Annotated in this window: 15 protein-coding genes; 10 read left to right on the top strand and 5 right to left on the bottom strand. The window is 68.8% G+C overall.

Annotated elements, in window-relative coordinates; genetic code table 11:
- Positions 1 to 2 precede the first annotated feature (2 nt).
- Positions 3 to 998: an acyltransferase family protein gene (locus JL100_RS25565; protein ID WP_202680685.1), complete on the bottom strand. Its 996-nt coding sequence runs from the start codon at positions 996 to 998 to the stop codon at positions 3 to 5.
- A 346-nt stretch (positions 999 to 1,344) separates the two neighbouring features.
- Here JL100_RS25565 and JL100_RS25560 point away from each other — a divergent pair, with 346 nt between their 5' ends.
- Genes JL100_RS25560 through thiL form a run of 5 tightly spaced genes read left to right on the top strand, consistent with a single transcriptional unit; the run spans position 1,345 to position 5,209 of the window.
- Complete coding sequence (locus JL100_RS25560; protein WP_202680684.1) at positions 1,345 to 1,932, top strand: riboflavin synthase; 588 nt, start codon at positions 1,345 to 1,347, stop codon at positions 1,930 to 1,932.
- A gap of 3 nt (positions 1,933 to 1,935) precedes the next feature.
- Positions 1,936 to 3,123 carry a 3,4-dihydroxy-2-butanone-4-phosphate synthase gene (gene ribB / locus JL100_RS25555; protein WP_202680683.1) on the top strand — a complete coding sequence of 396 codons (1,188 nt, stop codon included), beginning with the start codon at positions 1,936 to 1,938 and terminating at the stop codon, positions 3,121 to 3,123.
- 3 nt (positions 3,124 to 3,126) lie between these two features.
- Entirely contained in the window at positions 3,127 to 3,648 is a 522-nt protein-coding gene (ribH, locus tag JL100_RS25550; protein ID WP_202680682.1) for a 6,7-dimethyl-8-ribityllumazine synthase, read from the top strand.
- A gap of 45 nt (positions 3,649 to 3,693) precedes the next feature.
- Complete coding sequence (gene nusB, locus JL100_RS25545; protein WP_202680681.1) at positions 3,694 to 4,257, top strand: transcription antitermination factor NusB; 564 nt, start codon at positions 3,694 to 3,696, stop codon at positions 4,255 to 4,257.
- On the top strand, positions 4,244 to 5,209 hold the full coding sequence (gene thiL / locus JL100_RS25540) for a thiamine-phosphate kinase (protein ID WP_323378318.1): 966 nt from the start codon (positions 4,244 to 4,246) through the stop codon (positions 5,207 to 5,209). The genes nusB and thiL overlap by 14 nt, the downstream gene beginning before the upstream one ends.
- Before the next feature lie 148 nt (positions 5,210 to 5,357).
- Here the strand turns inward: thiL and argC are convergent, their stop codons facing one another.
- The 4 genes from argC to JL100_RS25520 all read right to left on the bottom strand — a co-directional run bounded on the left by argC (position 5,358) and on the right by JL100_RS25520 (position 8,187).
- On the bottom strand, positions 5,358 to 6,410 hold the full coding sequence (gene argC / locus JL100_RS25535) for an N-acetyl-gamma-glutamyl-phosphate reductase (protein ID WP_202680680.1): 1,053 nt from the start codon (positions 6,408 to 6,410) through the stop codon (positions 5,358 to 5,360).
- A 139-nt stretch (positions 6,411 to 6,549) separates the two neighbouring features.
- Positions 6,550 to 7,050 (bottom strand): 30S ribosomal protein S9, encoded by a 501-nt coding sequence (rpsI, locus tag JL100_RS25530; RefSeq protein WP_202680679.1) that lies wholly within the window; start codon positions 7,048 to 7,050, stop codon positions 6,550 to 6,552.
- Between the two features lie 2 nt (positions 7,051 to 7,052).
- Positions 7,053 to 7,517, bottom strand: a complete 465-nt coding sequence (rplM, locus tag JL100_RS25525; protein WP_202680678.1) for a 50S ribosomal protein L13 — start codon at positions 7,515 to 7,517, stop codon at positions 7,053 to 7,055.
- Positions 7,518 to 7,740: 223 nt separating this feature from the next.
- Positions 7,741 to 8,187 carry a PaaI family thioesterase gene (locus JL100_RS25520; protein WP_202680779.1) on the bottom strand — a complete coding sequence of 149 codons (447 nt, stop codon included), beginning with the start codon at positions 8,185 to 8,187 and terminating at the stop codon, positions 7,741 to 7,743.
- A gap of 112 nt (positions 8,188 to 8,299) precedes the next feature.
- On the opposite strand from JL100_RS25520, the gene JL100_RS25515 reads away from it, so the two are divergent.
- The 5 genes from JL100_RS25515 (at position 8,300) to ccoS (ending at position 14,076) form a co-directional block, all read left to right on the top strand.
- The gene (locus tag JL100_RS25515; protein ID WP_202680677.1) at positions 8,300 to 9,115 is read left to right on the top strand and encodes an enoyl-CoA hydratase; all 816 of its coding nucleotides are present in this window, start codon (positions 8,300 to 8,302) and stop codon (positions 9,113 to 9,115) included.
- A gap of 332 nt (positions 9,116 to 9,447) precedes the next feature.
- The gene (ccoG, locus tag JL100_RS25510; protein WP_202680676.1) at positions 9,448 to 10,899 is read left to right on the top strand and encodes a cytochrome c oxidase accessory protein CcoG; all 1,452 of its coding nucleotides are present in this window, start codon (positions 9,448 to 9,450) and stop codon (positions 10,897 to 10,899) included.
- A 16-nt stretch (positions 10,900 to 10,915) separates the two neighbouring features.
- Positions 10,916 to 11,437 (top strand): FixH family protein, encoded by a 522-nt coding sequence (locus tag JL100_RS25505; RefSeq protein WP_202680675.1) that lies wholly within the window; start codon positions 10,916 to 10,918, stop codon positions 11,435 to 11,437.
- Positions 11,438 to 11,447: 10 nt separating this feature from the next.
- Positions 11,448 to 13,994, top strand: coding sequence for a heavy metal translocating P-type ATPase (locus JL100_RS25500; protein ID WP_202680674.1), 2,547 nt, complete (start codon positions 11,448 to 11,450; stop codon positions 13,992 to 13,994).
- The gene (ccoS, locus tag JL100_RS25495; RefSeq protein ID WP_267133624.1) at positions 13,933 to 14,076 is read left to right on the top strand and encodes a cbb3-type cytochrome oxidase assembly protein CcoS; all 144 of its coding nucleotides are present in this window, start codon (positions 13,933 to 13,935) and stop codon (positions 14,074 to 14,076) included. The genes JL100_RS25500 and ccoS overlap by 62 nt, the downstream gene beginning before the upstream one ends.
- Positions 14,077 to 14,125: the final 49 nt, after the last annotated feature.

The raw sequence follows: 14,125 nt of genomic DNA, 5'->3' as shown, positions 1-14,125 counted from the left end.
GCTCAGGCCGCTCCCAGCAACGCCGTCCGCGTCCAGGGGTTCACCGAGGCCAGGCGCTGCAGGACCATCGGCCCGACGCAGCCGCCCGCCGTCGCCAGCAGGAAGATCTGCCAGTCCTCCGCTCCCAGCCGCATCAGCAGGATGCGCACCGCGGCCTGGAAGAACATGTGGTGCAGGAAGATCGCGTAGGAGTGCCGGCCGAGGGTGCGCAGCAGCGGCACCGCCGGCATGGCCCGGACCAGGACCAGCGCCGCCGCCGATCCGGTGACCAGGGCCAGCAGGCTGGTCCGGCCGAATTCCACCGGGATCAGATGCCACAGGGAAGCCTGGTGGATCAGCGCGCCGGCCGCAAGAACCGCCACGGCCCCGATCCTGGCGGGCGGAGTGGACAGGGCGCCGTGGAACCGCGTGAAGGCGACGCCGAGCAGGAAATAGGGCAGCAGGTACGCCGCCTGGCTGACCGAGAACAGGTCCACCGTCTTGTACAAGGTGCCGCCGAAGGTCAGGTTCAGCACCGCCGCGGCCGCCGACAGCGCCAGGAACGGCCGGGGCCGGAACAGCGCGCCGTGCGCGTCCAGGAACCCGACCAGCAGGAAGATCAGCAGCAGCGCCTGCAGGTACCAGAAATGCTGGTAGGGCAGCACCGGGATGGTCAGGAACTCGTACCAGTCCGGCGACGCTGTCGTCCCCGGCGTGACCGCCTGAAGCAGAAAGAAGGCGGGTGCGACGATCAGCAGCGGGATGCCGAGCCGGCGCAGCTTCTTGCCGTAGAAACCCGCCAGATGCTCCCGCCGCACCGGGCGGAGCGCGTACACCAGGCCGGAGAGGAAGGTGAACAGCGGCATGCGCACGAACAGCCAGCTGTCCACGGCGTACCGGTACCAGCTGTCGTCCGGGACCCGCATCGCCACGGACGGATCGTGCCCGATCACATGCAGCGATACCAGCAAAAGGCAGGCGAATCCCCGCAACTCATCAATATTGAATTTATCGCGCATGGCGAATATCTTCCAGTACACAATCCACAGGAAATGGAAGGGTGTGTCCGGCGTAATGTTCCCCATGGGACTTCCAGGATATCATGGACCCGCGGAATAGACCGGAGGCGCCGGTACCATGGCGCCCCGATCTGTTCGGGACAGTCATGAAAATTTACTCGAAAAGCTGCGCTTGGGATGGGCATTGCCCTAAGCCTTCCGAATCCGCCGCCCGAAATCCCCGCGGCAAGGCCGCCGCCGGCCGCCCCATCCGCGGTTGACTGGCGCTGTGGCGGATGCCATGTCATGACCCCTGCGGCTTACCGTTACGTGGCCGGCATCCGTCGAAGCTGCTAGGCTTGTGCCCATGTTCACCGGAATCATCACAGACGTGGGTCGCGTCGCCGCCGTGGAGCGGCGGGGCGATACCCTTTTCACCATCGAGACAGCCTTCGACATGGGCACCGTCGACATGGGCGCCTCGATCGCGTGCAGCGGCTGCTGCCTGACGGTGATCGACAAGGCGCCCGGCCGGTTCACCATCTCGGCTTCCGGCGAGACCCTGTCCAAGACGACGCTCGGCACCTGGGAGCAGGGGACGGAGATCAACCTGGAGCGGGCGCTTCGGCTCGGCGACGAGATGGGCGGGCACATCGTCTCCGGCCACGTGGACGGCGTCGCCGACGTGGTCTCCGCGGCGCAGGAGGGCGACAGCTGGCGCTACCTGTTCGAGGTGCCGGCCGACCTGGCCCGCTTCGTGGCGCCCAAGGGCTCGGTGGCGCTGGACGGCGTGTCGCTGACCGTCAACGAGGTCGAGGGGCGCCGCTTCGGCGTCAACATCATCCCGCATACCCGGACCCACACCACCTTCCGGACGCTGGGTCCCGGCAGCAGGGTGAACATGGAAGTGGACATGCTGGCCCGCTACGTCGCGCGCCTGGCGGAGAGCCTTTAGATCATGCGGACCGTCAACAAGACCGACCTCGTCGCGGGCCTGCGCAGCCCCCACGACACGGAATATCTCTCGACCACCGAGGAAATCCTGGAGGAGGCCCGGCAGGGCCGGATGTTCATCCTGGTCGACGACGAGGACCGGGAGAACGAGGGCGACCTCGTCATCCCCGCCCAGATGGCGACGGCGGAGGCGATCAACTTCATGGCGAAGTTCGGCCGCGGGCTGATCTGCCTCGCCATGACCGGCGAGCGGATCGAGAAGCTGCGCCTGCCCCTGATGGCCAAGCAGAACGCCTCGCGCCACCAGACCGCCTTCACCGTCTCGATCGAGGCGCGGGAGGGCGTCACCACCGGCATCTCGGCGGCCGACCGGGCGCGCACCGTCCAGGTCGCGATCGACCCGGAGATGGGCGCCGACGACATCGCGACTCCCGGCCACGTGTTCCCGCTGATGGCGCGCGACGGCGGCGTGCTGGTCCGCGCCGGCCACACGGAGGCCGCGGTCGACGTCGCCCGCATGGTCGGCCTGAACCCGTCCGGCGTGATCTGCGAGATCATGAACGACGACGGCACCATGGCCCGCCTGCCGGACCTGGTGAAGTTCGCCCAGTTCCACGGGCTGAAGATCGGCACCATCGCCGACCTGATCGCGCACCGCCGTCGGACCGAGACGATCATCGACCGCACGCTGGAGACGGTGCTGGACAGCCGCTACGGCGGCCAGTTCCGCATGATGGTCTATGTCAACAAGGTGCAGTACGCCGAGCACATCGCGCTGGTGAAGGGCGACATCACGGCGCCCGGCCCGGTGCTGGTCCGCATGCACGCGCTGAACGTTCTCGACGACGTGCTGCATGACCGGTCCTGCGGCCGGGGCGGGGAGCTCCAGGCGGCGATGCGGGCGATCGGCGAGGCCGGCCGCGGCATCGTCGTGCTGCTGCGCGAGCCGCAGGCGACCAGCCTGTCCAGCCGCGTCAAGGCCCAGCTCGAAGGCATGCCCAACCCGGCGGGCGAGCTGCGCGACTACGGCATCGGCGCCCAGATCCTGTTCGACCTGGGCGTCAGGGAGATGATCCTCCTGTCCAACCACAAGAAGACGATCATCGGGCTCGATGGCTACGGCCTGACCGTGGTCGGCCAGCAGCCCATCCCGCTCACCAGTCCTGACGCAACCACTTCCGGAGCCGACTGAGGCATGTCCGCCGTTTCCGACTCAGTAACCCAGATCATGGGTCCCCACGTCCTGATCGTCGAAGCCCGCTTCTACGAGGACATCGCCGACGAACTGGTGCGCGGCGCCATCCTGGCGCTGGAGGCGGCGGGAGCGACCTATGACCGGATCGCGGTGCCCGGCGCCTTCGAGATTCCGGCCGCGATCAATTTCGCGATCCTGGCCGGCGGCGACGCCACCCATGCCCCCGCCCATGCGAACGACGAGGCCGGGGCGCCGCCGCGCTACGACGGCTACGTGGCGCTCGGCTGCGTGATCCGGGGCGAGACGACACACTACGATTATGTCTGCGTGGAGAGCGCCAGAGGGTTGCAGGATCTCGCCTTGCGCCACAACGCCGCGATCGGCTACGGCATCCTGACGGTCGAGAACGACGACCAGGCCTGGGCGCGCGCCAAGGTGGATCAGAAGAACAAGGGCGGGGCGGTCGCCAACGCGTGTCTTGACATGATCCGGTTGAAGCGCCACTTCGGCCTCACGTCCTGACCGGGACGTTCGAATCAGACATAGACGCGGTTGAAAAGCTCCACCATGGCACAGTCCGACGATGCGCGCGACGGCGCCCCGCCCAAGCGCGGCACTTCCGGTTCGGGGTCACGCCGCAGCGGCGGGGGTTCCGCGAAGGCGCGCCGCAAGGCGGCCCGGCTGGCGGCCGTGCAGGCGCTTTACCAGATCGACCTGACCGGCACCAACGCGGAGTCGGTCCTGGGCGAATTCATCAAGCACCGGCTGGGGCACGAGGTGGACGGCGACACCTATGTCGCGGCCGACCCCCAGCTGTTTTCCGACATCCTGCGCGGCGCCAGCGCCCGCCGGGCCGAACTGGACGAGATGCTGGGCACCTGCCTGGACGCCCAATGGCCGATCGACCGGCTGGAACTGCTGATGCGCGCGATCCTGCGGGCCGGCGCCTTCGAGCTCCTGGTCCATGTGGACACCCATCCCCGCATCGTGATCAGCGAGTATGTGGACGTGTCGCACGCCTTCTTCGCCGGGCGCGAGCCGGCCATGGTCAACGGCGTGCTGGACAAGCTGGCCCGCGCGATCCGGGCCGAGGACTTGGCGACGCCGGATCCTTCCCGTGCCGCTCGGTGAATTCGGCCGGATCGAACGATACCTGAAGCCGCTGGCGGCGGGCTTTCCCGGCGCGCTCGGCCTGAACGACGACGCGGCGGTCTTTGGCATTCCCGCCGGGCACGAGCTGGTGGTGACCACCGACGCGCTGGTCGCCGATGTGCATTTCCTGGCCGACGACCCGCCGGCCGACATCGCCGCCAAGATGCTGCGGGTCAACCTGTCCGACCTTGCCGCCATGGCCGCCGAGCCCTTGGCCTATTCCCTGGTCACCAGCCTGCCCGCAGGCCTGGGCGACGCGTGGCTGGCCGACTTCGCCGCCCAGTTGGCGGAGGACCAGCGAGAATACGGCATTCACCTGATGGGCGGAGACAGCGTGTCCACGCCCGGCCCCGTCACCCTGTCGGTGACCGCCTTCGGCCTGGTGCCCGCAGGCAAGGCGCTGCGCCGGGGCGGGGCGGACCCAGGCGACCTGGTCTTCGTCAGCGGCACCATCGGCGACGCCGTGCTCGGCCTGGGCGTGCTCCAGGGGAACCTGACAGCCGCCGACCCGCAGCCGCTGATCGACCGCTACCGCCGCCCTCAGCCGCGCCTGTCCCTGGTGCCCGTGCTGCGGCGCTTCGCCACCGCCGGCCTCGACGTGTCCGACGGCCTGGTCGCCGACCTGGGGCATCTGTGCGAGGTCTCGGGCCGCGCCGCCGTCATCCACGCCGACCGCGTCCCCCTGTCCGCTTCGACCCGTGCCGTCGTGGCCGCCGACGCGAGCCTGCTGGCGACGGCGCTGACCGGCGGCGACGACTACGAAATCGTCTTCACGGTGAAGCCGCAGGATCGCGACGCGCTGCTCGCCACCGGCGCCGACGTGACCGAGATCGGCCGGCTGGTCCCCGGCGGCGAGCCGGGAAGCGTCACCGTCCTGAACGCCGCCGGCCAGCCCCTGCCGCTTCCGTCCCGGGGCTGGACGCACTTCTGATTATCTGACGACGACCTACGGTTATACACGTTTTAGTTGATAAGCCAAAAGGGAGAAGGTTCGGCCACAGATAACGGCGATCAACGGAGATGATCCGGACAGTATCTCCCTCCATCGCCGTTCATCTGTGGCAAAACCCCTCTTGCTCCTACGGGAACAGCGGCGCCTGCTCCAGGCCCATGGTCTCGATCAGGCCGGCCATCACGTTCATGTTCTGGATAGCCTGGCCCGAGGCGCCCTTGACCAAGTTGTCGATCACCGACAGCACGATCGCGCGGCCCTTGATCCGGTCCGGGAACACGGAAATGTGGATCTGGTTCGACCCGCGGACATGCTTGGTGTGCGGCACCACGCCGGCCGGCAGCACCTGGACGAACGGCTCCGCCTCGAACCGCGCCGCCAGCGCCGCGCGCAGGTCGTCCGGCGTGTTGGCGCCGGCCAGCCTGACATAGGTCGTGACGAACTCGCCCCGGTTCATCGGGATCAGGTGCGGGGTGAAGGCCATGGTCACCGGTTTGCCGGCGGCGAGGCTCAGTTCCTGCTCCATCTCCGGCATGTGGCGATGGCGGCCGACGCCGTAGGCGTGCATGCCCTCGCTGACCTCGCAAAACAGGTTCTGCTGCTTGGCGTCGCGGCCGGCGCCGCTGACCCCGGACTTGGCGTCCACGATGATGTCGTCGGTCTCGATCAGCCCGTCCAGCACCAGCGGCAGCAGCGGGATCAGGGTGGCGGTCGGGTAGCAGCCGGGGTTGGCGACCAGCCGCGCGTTGCGCACGCCCTGCCGGTTGAACTCGGTCAGCCCGTAGACCGCCTCGGCCTGGAGCTCCACCGCCTGGTGCTCGTGGCCGTACCACTCGGCGTAGGTCGCGGCGTCCGACAGCCGGAAGTCGGCCGACAGGTCGACGACCCGCAGCGTGCTCGGCAGCGCGCGGATGATCTCCTGGGTGGTGCCGTGGGGCAGGCCGCAGAAGACGAAGTCGATCTCCGACCAGTCGACCTGCTCGACCTTCACCAGGTCCGGCATCTTCAAATAGGCCAAGTGGGGAAAGACGTCCGACAGCGGCTTGCCGGCCTGACGCTCGGCCGTCAGGACTCGGATGTCGGCGGCGGGGTGGCGGGCCAGCATGCGGACCAGTTCGGCACCGGTATAACCGCTGGCTCCCAGGATGGCGATCCGGATCCGGTCGACCGTTTCGGGCATGGAACGAACTCCCAAAGGCGAAGAGCGGGACAGAAGAACGGGGATAGTGGCGGCAAGTACGAAAACGAACAGGGCGCCCCGATCGGGACGCCCTGCCGCAGTATAACAGAAATGCGGGGCTTGGTGCCCTGGGTACCCGTTAGCGCTTCGAGAACTGGAAGCTGCGGCGGGCCTTGGCGCGGCCGTACTTCTTACGCTCGACGACGCGGGCGTCGCGGGTCAGGAAGCCGGCGGCCTTCAGCGGCGAGCGCAGGCCCGGCTCGTAGTAGGTCAGCGCCTTCGAGATGCCGTGGCGAACGGCGCCGGCCTGGCCCGACAGGCCGCCGCCGGCGACCGTGCAGGTCACGTCGTACTGGTCGATGCGGGCGACGATCTCGAACGGCTGGTTCAGCAGCATGCGCAGCACCGGACGGGCGAAATACACGCCGATGTCGCGGCCGTTGACGGTGACCTTGCCGGAGCCGGGCTTGATCCAGACGCGGGCGACCGCGTTCTTCCGCTTGCCGGTGGCATAGGCGCGGCCCTGGGCGTCGATCTTCGGCTCGGGCGCCGCGGCGACGGCGTCGACGGCGGTGACCGAGGAGGAGGCGCCGCCGGTCAGGTTCTTCAGATCGGCAAGGGTGGTGGTGACCTGCGCCATGATTATGCGATCCTCTTGTTCTTCGGGTTCCGGGCGCCGATGTCCAGCACCTCCGGCTGCTGGGCTTCGTGCGGATGGGCGGTGCCGCCGTATACCTTCAGGTTGCCCATCTGCTTGCGGCCCAGCGGACCGCGCGGAACCATGCGCTCGACCGCCTTGATGATCACGCGCTCGGGATACTTGCCATCCAGAATCTGCCCCTTGGAACGGCCCTTGATGCCGCCGGGGTAGCCGGTGTGCCAGTAGAAGATGTCGTCGTTGCGCTTGTTGCCGGTCAGGCGGACCTTCTCGGCATTGATGACGATGATGTTGTCACCGCAGTCGACGTGCGGGGTATAGAACGGCTTGTGCTTGCCGCGCAGGATGTTGGCGATGATGCTCGCCATACGTCCGAGGACGAGGCCTTCCGCGTCGATTACGAACCACTTCTTTTCGACTTCGGACGGCTTCAGGGACAGGGTCTTCATTGCCACTCTCTCAAGAAATACCGGTAACGGCACGAGAGCGGGACTCCCCTGCCGAAGTTGGGCGCTGTTCTAGGGCGCCGGCAGGGTGTGAGTCAACCGGAAAAGTGCCGCCATGGCAGGGATTTAGGCTCACGGTATCACGATACCGCACCTCTTATGCCCTTGTTGGAAAAGGCTTTTTCCGATTGGTTTCACCATGCGGTATGCAGATACCGCACTCGCCTCACGCCAGCATGGTGACGGGAGGGCGGTCGGGCGGGATGCTGTAGGTGCCGGTGACGTGGGCGACCGGGTCGTCCTCGCCGTCGGAATAGAGCAGGATGTCGCCATAGGCCAGCCGCTTGCCCAGCTTCAGCACGCGCGCCTCTGCGATCACCGCCCGCTGGCCGGGCCTGCGCAGGAAATTGATGGTCATGCTGGTGGTGACCGCCAGCTCGACCCGGCCGATCAGGCTGAGCACGGCGCCGTAGAGCGCCACGTCGGCCAGGCCGAACAGGGCCGGCCCCGTCACGGTGCCGCCCGGCCGCACGAAATCCTGGCGGTAGGGCATGCGCAGCCGGATCGTCCCGGCGCCCACGCTCTCCACTGCGACGCCATAGCTGCCGACCAGCGGCACGCCCTCCCGGATCAGCGTTTCCAGTTCCGCCGCCGCGATCGCCGACTCACCCATTTCCCAGGCCCCCGTCATCTCGTCTCTTGAATCCCTTCGTCGCATGGTTTCCCATGCGCGTCACCATCCAAGCGCACCAACACACAGCCGAAATGAACGGGAGAACGCCACCATGACAGCCACAGGCTCGGCCCCGGCCGCCGCCCGCCCCGCGGAACCGATCCTCCTGCGCGAGGTCCGCGACGGCGTGGCGACGCTGACGCTGAACCGGCCCGCCGCCCGCAACGCGCTCTCCATGGAGCTGATGACCCTGTTGACCGAGGAGCTGGAGGATATCCGCGACGACGCCGGGATCGCGGTGGTGGTGCTGGCCGGGGCCGGCCCGGCCTTCTGCGCCGGCCACGACCTGAAGGAGATCCGGGCCAACCCCGGGCGGGAGACCTACGAGGCGCTGTTCCGCCAGTGCTCCCGCCTGATGCTGACGATCACCCGCCTGCGCCAGCCGGTGATCGCCCGCGTCCACGGCATCGCCACGGCGGCCGGCTGCCAGCTGGTCGCGACCTGCGACCTCGCCATCGCGGCGGACACGACCCGCTTCGCGACGCCGGGCGTCAATATCGGCCTGTTCTGCTCCACCCCCATGGTGGCGCTGTCCCGCGCGGTCGGCCGCAAGCACGCGATGGAGATGCTGCTGACCGGCGACATGATCGGCGCCGGCGACGCCGTGATGTTCGGCCTGATCAACCAGGCGGTGCCCGAAGCCGAGCTGGACGCGACCGTCCAGGACCTCGCCGCCCGGATCGCGTCCAAGTCGCCGCTGACCCTGGCGATCGGCAAGGAAGCCTTCTACCGCCAGCTCGACATGGGCCTGGACGACGCCTACGCCTATGCCAGCGACGTCATGACCAGGAACATGCTGGCCCGCGACGCGGAGGAGGGGATCGACGCCTTCCTCGCCAAGCGCCCGCCGGTGTGGGAAGGCCGGTAGCGGTTCCGTGCTGTGATCACGTTGGGTTTGCCGTAGGCCGGCGTTCGCCCGTCAGGGCGAACGCCGACACCCTGCATCGACGCCTCGGCCATGCTGTCGGCGTCGGCCTTCGGCCGAGGCCGACCTACGGCGAGCCAATCAGAATCACGGTGCGGTGATAGCTGGAGGGCCGCGGGCGCTGAAATGCGGAGTGTCCCCCGAAAGCGCCGAATATCGCCGTCGGGCTTTGATGTATCGCAATGCCGGGACTGACCTGTCCGGTTCACACTGCGTTCCGTGATCCGCCGCGTGCTCGCCGGCGGAGACGGTGACGTAGACCCGAGGCGGACGGAATGACGACGACTACCCAGACCCACGGCGCGGCGGAGGAACAGGCTCCCAAGTCGCTTTTCAAGAACCGGGAGAAAGTCTACCCGCGCTCGGTCGCGGGCAAGTTCCGCAAGCTCAAATGGGCCGCCGTCGTCGTCCTGCTCGGCATCTACTACCTCGTTCCCTGGATCCGCTGGGACCGCGGGCCGACCGCGCCGGACCAGGCGGTGCTGGTCGACATGACGGGGCCGCGCCTGTACTTCTTCTTCATCGAGATCTGGCCGCAGGAGATCTATTACCTCACCGGCCTGCTGATCATGGCCGCCGTCGGGCTGTTCCTCGCCACCTCGCTGGCCGGGCGCATCTGGTGCGGCTACGCCTGTCCGCAGACCGTGTGGACCGACCTCTACATGTGGGTCGAGCGCAAGATCGAGGGCGACCGGTCGGAACGCATCCGGCTGGACAAGGGGCCGTGGACCGGCTCCAAGATGCTGAAGAAGATCGCCAAGCATTCGTCCTGGCTGGTCATCGCCTTCCTGACCGGCGGCGCCTGGGCGATGTACTTCACCGACGCGCCGACGCTGGTCTACAACCTGTTCCACTTCCAGCTCGACAGCCAGTCGATCTTCTTCATCTCCCTGCTGACCTTCACCACCTATCTGCTGGGCGGCTGGGCGCGCGAGCAGGTCTGCACCTACATGTGCCCCTGGCCGCGCTTCCAGAGCGCCATGATCGACGAGGACAGCCTGATCGTCACCTACGAGGGCTGGCGGGGCGAGCCGCGCGGGGCCAAGCGCAAGGACCAGTCGTGGGAAGGGCGGGGCGACTGCATCGACTGCAAGGCCTGCGTCCATGTCTGCCCGACCGGCATCGACATCCGCGACGGGCTCCAGATGGAATGCATCGGCTGCGGCCTGTGCGTCGACGCCTGCAACGACATCATGAGGAAGATCGGCCGGCCTCTGAACCTGGTCACCTTCGACACCCACAACAACCAGGTCGCCCGGTCTTGCGGCGAGAAGACCAGCGTCAAGCTGCTGCGGCCGCGCACCATCATCTACGGGCTGATCCTGGTCGTGCTGGTCGGCCTGATGGTCGCCGGCCTGATCTTCCGGCCGCAGCTCGACATCAGCGTGCTGCGCGACCGCGCGCCGCTGTTCGTCACCCTGTCCGACGGCGACATCCGTAACGGCTACACCTTCAAGATCTCCAACATGACGCGGTACCAGAAGGAATACAGCCTCCGGCTCGCCGGCGTGCCCGACGCCACCCTGTCGGTGATCGGTCAGGACGAGAAGCTGGACCGGATCGAACTCTCCGCCAAGCCGGACACCGTCGCGACCTACCGGATCTACGTGCGGACCCCGCCCGCCGCCCTGAAGGCGACCTCGACACCCGTGACCTTCACCCTGACCGACAAGCAGACCTCCGACTCGGCGGACTACGACTCGGTCTTCATCGGTCCCGACAAGTGACGCCCGGATGGACCCCATGAGCAGCGCCATGAACATCGACCAGCAGCAGTCCCGCCCCGGCGGAAGATCACCGGGGTGGTGGTATCCGTGGATCTTCGTCGCCTTCTTCTTCGTCACCGTCGCGGTCAACGCGACGATGGTGTACTTCGCGATGAACACCTGGACCGGGCTGGAAACCCAGCATTACTGGCAGCGCGGCACCACCTATAACGCCGCGATCGAGGGCGCCCGCCGCCAGCAGGAGCGCGGCTGGCAGGTCGGCATCGACTTCCAGGCCCCGGCGGCGCGGCAGGCCCGGCTGACGGTCGACCTGAAGGACCGCCACGGCAACGCCCTCGGCGGGGCCAGCGTGACCGCCCTGGTCGTCCGCCCGACCAGCGAGGGGCACGACTTCACGGTCGACCTGACCTACCAGGGCCAGGGCCGCTACGGCGCCGAGTTCGCGATGCCGCTGCCCGGCCAGTGGGACATCCGGGTCGTCGCCGACCATCCCCAGGGAGACTACCAGGAAGTCCGCCGAGTCGTGGTCAAGGGGTGAAGACCCGGGCATGAGCACCTCCGCCGTTTCCCTTTCCACCGCCTCCGCCTCCGTCTCCCTGTCCTCCGGCGAGCTTCCCGGCGCCTGCCTGCATTGCGGCCAGGAGATTTCCGGCCGGAATGCCGGCTTCTGCTGTTCCGGCTGCGAGGCCGCCTACGCGCTGATCCGCGACCTGGGGCTGGACGCCTATTACGCCCGCCGCTGCATCGATCCCGACGCGCGGCCGATCCGCCCCGACGGGGACGCGGCCCCCGCCGACTTCTCGGCCCACGTGTCGGCCGGCGCCGACGGGCGGGCCAGCCTGCACCTGATGGTGGACGGGCTGCAATGCGCCGCCTGCGTCTGGCTGATCGAGACGGTGCTGCGGCGTGAGCCCGGCGTCACCCACGCCCGGCTCAACATGACGACCCGCCGGCTGACCGTGACCTGGGACCCGGCGGCGACGGACGCCGCCCGGGTCGCCGGCGCCGTGGTGCGGCTGGGCTACCGGCTGGTGCCGTTCGATCCGGCGAAGATGGAGGCGGCCGAAGCCTCGAAGGAGCGCGAGCTGCTGCGGGCGCTGGGCGTCTCCGGCTTCGCCGCCGCCAACGTGATGCTGCTGTCCGTCGCGATCTGGGCCGGCCATGCGCAGGGGATGGGGCCGGCGACCCGCGACCTGATGCACTGGGTCTCCGCCATGATCGCGATGCCGGCGATCCTCTACGCCGCCCGTCCCTTCGTCCGCTCCGCCTGGGCGGCGCTGTCGGCCCGGCGCACCAACATGGACGTGCCGATCTCGATCGGCGTGACGCTCGCGACCGGGATGAGCCTGGCCGAGACGATCCGGGGCGCGGAGCACGCCTATTTCGACAGCGCGGTGACGCTGCTGTTCTTCCTGCTGATCGGGCGCTACCTGGACATGCGGGCGCGGGGCCGGGCGCGGTCCGCGGCCGAGCACCTGCTGGCGCTGGGCGCCGCCGCCGTCACCGTGCTCGACGCCGACGGGCGCGGGCGCGTCGTCCGGCCGGGCGAGGTCGCCGCGGGAATGACGGTGCTGGTCGCGGCCGGGGAGCGCATCCCCGTGGACGGCCGCGTCCTCGACGGCGTCTCCGACATCGACACCGGCCTGATCACCGGGGAGAGCGTGCCGGGCGCCGCCCGGGTCGGAGACCAGGTGTTCGCCGGGACCCTCAACCTGACCGCGCCGCTGCGGCTGACCGTCACCGCCGTGGGCGAAGGCACCCTGCTGGCCGAGATCGTGCGCATGATGGAGGTCGCGGAGCAGGGCCGGGCGCGCTACGTGGCCCTGGCCGACCGGGTGTCCCGGGCCTATGCGCCGGTGGTCCACCTGACCGCCCTGGCGACCTTCCTCGGCTGGGTGCTCCTGGCCGGCAGCCCGTGGCAGCCGGCCCTGCTCAACGCCATCGCGGTGCTGATCATCACCTGCCCCTGCGCGCTGGCGCTGGCGGTGCCGGTGGTCCAGGTGATCGCCAGCGGCCGGCTGATGCGCCAGGGCATCCTGCTGAAGTCGGCCACCGCGTTGGAGCGGCTGACCGGGGTCGACACCGTCGTGTTCGACAAGACCGGCACCCTGACCGAGGGGCGACCCGAACTCCAGGGCACGGACGGGGCGGAGGAGGACGACCTGCGGCTCGCCGCCGCCATCGCCGGGGCCAGCCGCCACCCCCTGGCGCGGGCGCTGTGCCGCGCCGTGCCGGGGGTTCCGGTCGCCGCCGGCGTGCGCGAGGTGCCCGGCGCCGGGCTCGGCCTCGACGGGCCGGACGGGGAGATCCGCCTGGGCAGCCGCCGCTTCACCGGCGTCCCGGAGGACGGCGGGGCGCCTGGTGGGTCGGGCGGTGATCCTGCCGGCGAGTCGGGCGGTCCCGAGCTGTGGCTGGCCCGGCCCGGCCGCCCACCCGTGCGCTTTGCCTTCAGCGACGCCCTGAGGCCCGACGCCGCCGCCGTGGTGGCGGCCTTGCTGGCCGGCGGCAAGCGGGTGCTGCTGCTGTCGGGCGACCGCCGGCCGGCCGTCGCCGCCTGCGCCGCCCGCCTCGGGATCGAGGAATGGCGGGCCGCCCAGGCGCCGGCCGACAAGGCCGCCTGCCTGGAGGAGCTGGCCCGCTCCGGGGCCACCGTACTGATGGTCGGCGACGGCCTCAACGACGCGCCGGCGCTGGCGGCCGCCCATGTCTCCATGTCGCCGGCCACCGCGGCGGACGTCAGCCAGACGGCGGCCGACGTGGTGTTCCAGGGGATCAGGCTGACGCCGATCCTGGAGTCGCTCGACGTGGCCCGCCGGTCGGACCGCCTGGTCCGCCAGAACTTCGCCCTGACCTTTCTCTATAACTTATTGACTATACCGGTGGCGGTCGCCGGGCTGGTAACTCCCCTCATCGCGGCGCTCGCCATGTCCTCTTCGTCGCTGATCGTCATCCTCAACGCCCTGCGCCTGGCCCGGCGCCGGGCCAACCCGGGACAGTCCCATGGACGTGCTCATATATCTCATTCCCTTGGCGGTGGGCCTGGGACTCCTGGGCCTTCTGGGCTTCCTGTGGTGCCTGAAGTCCGGCCAGTTTGACGATCTCGACGGAGCCGCCAACCGCATCCTGTTCGACGATGACGAGCGTGCAACACCGCAGCCGCGAAACGACCAAAAATAACCACTATGAGAATGGTTATATTCAGGCGTGTTGCAATCTTGCGAAAAAT

This window comes from Skermanella mucosa (assembly GCF_016765655.2).
GTDB lineage: Bacteria > Pseudomonadota > Alphaproteobacteria > Azospirillales > Azospirillaceae > Skermanella > Skermanella mucosa.
The sequence above is the reverse complement of the archived record's forward strand: the minus strand, read 5'-3'. Positions and strand labels throughout refer to the sequence as shown.

Coding starts and splice junctions, on each gene's coding strand:
- JL100_RS25515 (WP_202680677.1), top strand. CDS start 8,300: ATGACAGCCACAGGCTCGGCCCCGGCCGCCGCCCGCCCCGCGGAACCG.
- JL100_RS25560 (WP_202680684.1), top strand. CDS start 1,345: ATGTTCACCGGAATCATCACAGACGTGGGTCGCGTCGCCGCCGTGGAG.
- JL100_RS25565 (WP_202680685.1), bottom strand. CDS start 998: ATGCGCGATAAATTCAATATTGATGAGTTGCGGGGATTCGCCTGCCTT.
- JL100_RS25520 (WP_202680779.1), bottom strand. CDS start 8,187: ATGGGTGAGTCGGCGATCGCGGCGGCGGAACTGGAAACGCTGATCCGG.
- JL100_RS25500 (WP_202680674.1), top strand. CDS start 11,448: ATGAGCACCTCCGCCGTTTCCCTTTCCACCGCCTCCGCCTCCGTCTCC.
- rpsI (WP_202680679.1), bottom strand. CDS start 7,050: ATGGCGCAGGTCACCACCACCCTTGCCGATCTGAAGAACCTGACCGGC.
- rplM (WP_202680678.1), bottom strand. CDS start 7,517: ATGAAGACCCTGTCCCTGAAGCCGTCCGAAGTCGAAAAGAAGTGGTTC.
- nusB (WP_202680681.1), top strand. CDS start 3,694: ATGGCACAGTCCGACGATGCGCGCGACGGCGCCCCGCCCAAGCGCGGC.
- ribH (WP_202680682.1), top strand. CDS start 3,127: ATGTCCGCCGTTTCCGACTCAGTAACCCAGATCATGGGTCCCCACGTC.
- argC (WP_202680680.1), bottom strand. CDS start 6,410: ATGCCCGAAACGGTCGACCGGATCCGGATCGCCATCCTGGGAGCCAGC.
- ribB (WP_202680683.1), top strand. CDS start 1,936: ATGCGGACCGTCAACAAGACCGACCTCGTCGCGGGCCTGCGCAGCCCC.
- ccoG (WP_202680676.1), top strand. CDS start 9,448: ATGACGACGACTACCCAGACCCACGGCGCGGCGGAGGAACAGGCTCCC.
- JL100_RS25505 (WP_202680675.1), top strand. CDS start 10,916: ATGAGCAGCGCCATGAACATCGACCAGCAGCAGTCCCGCCCCGGCGGA.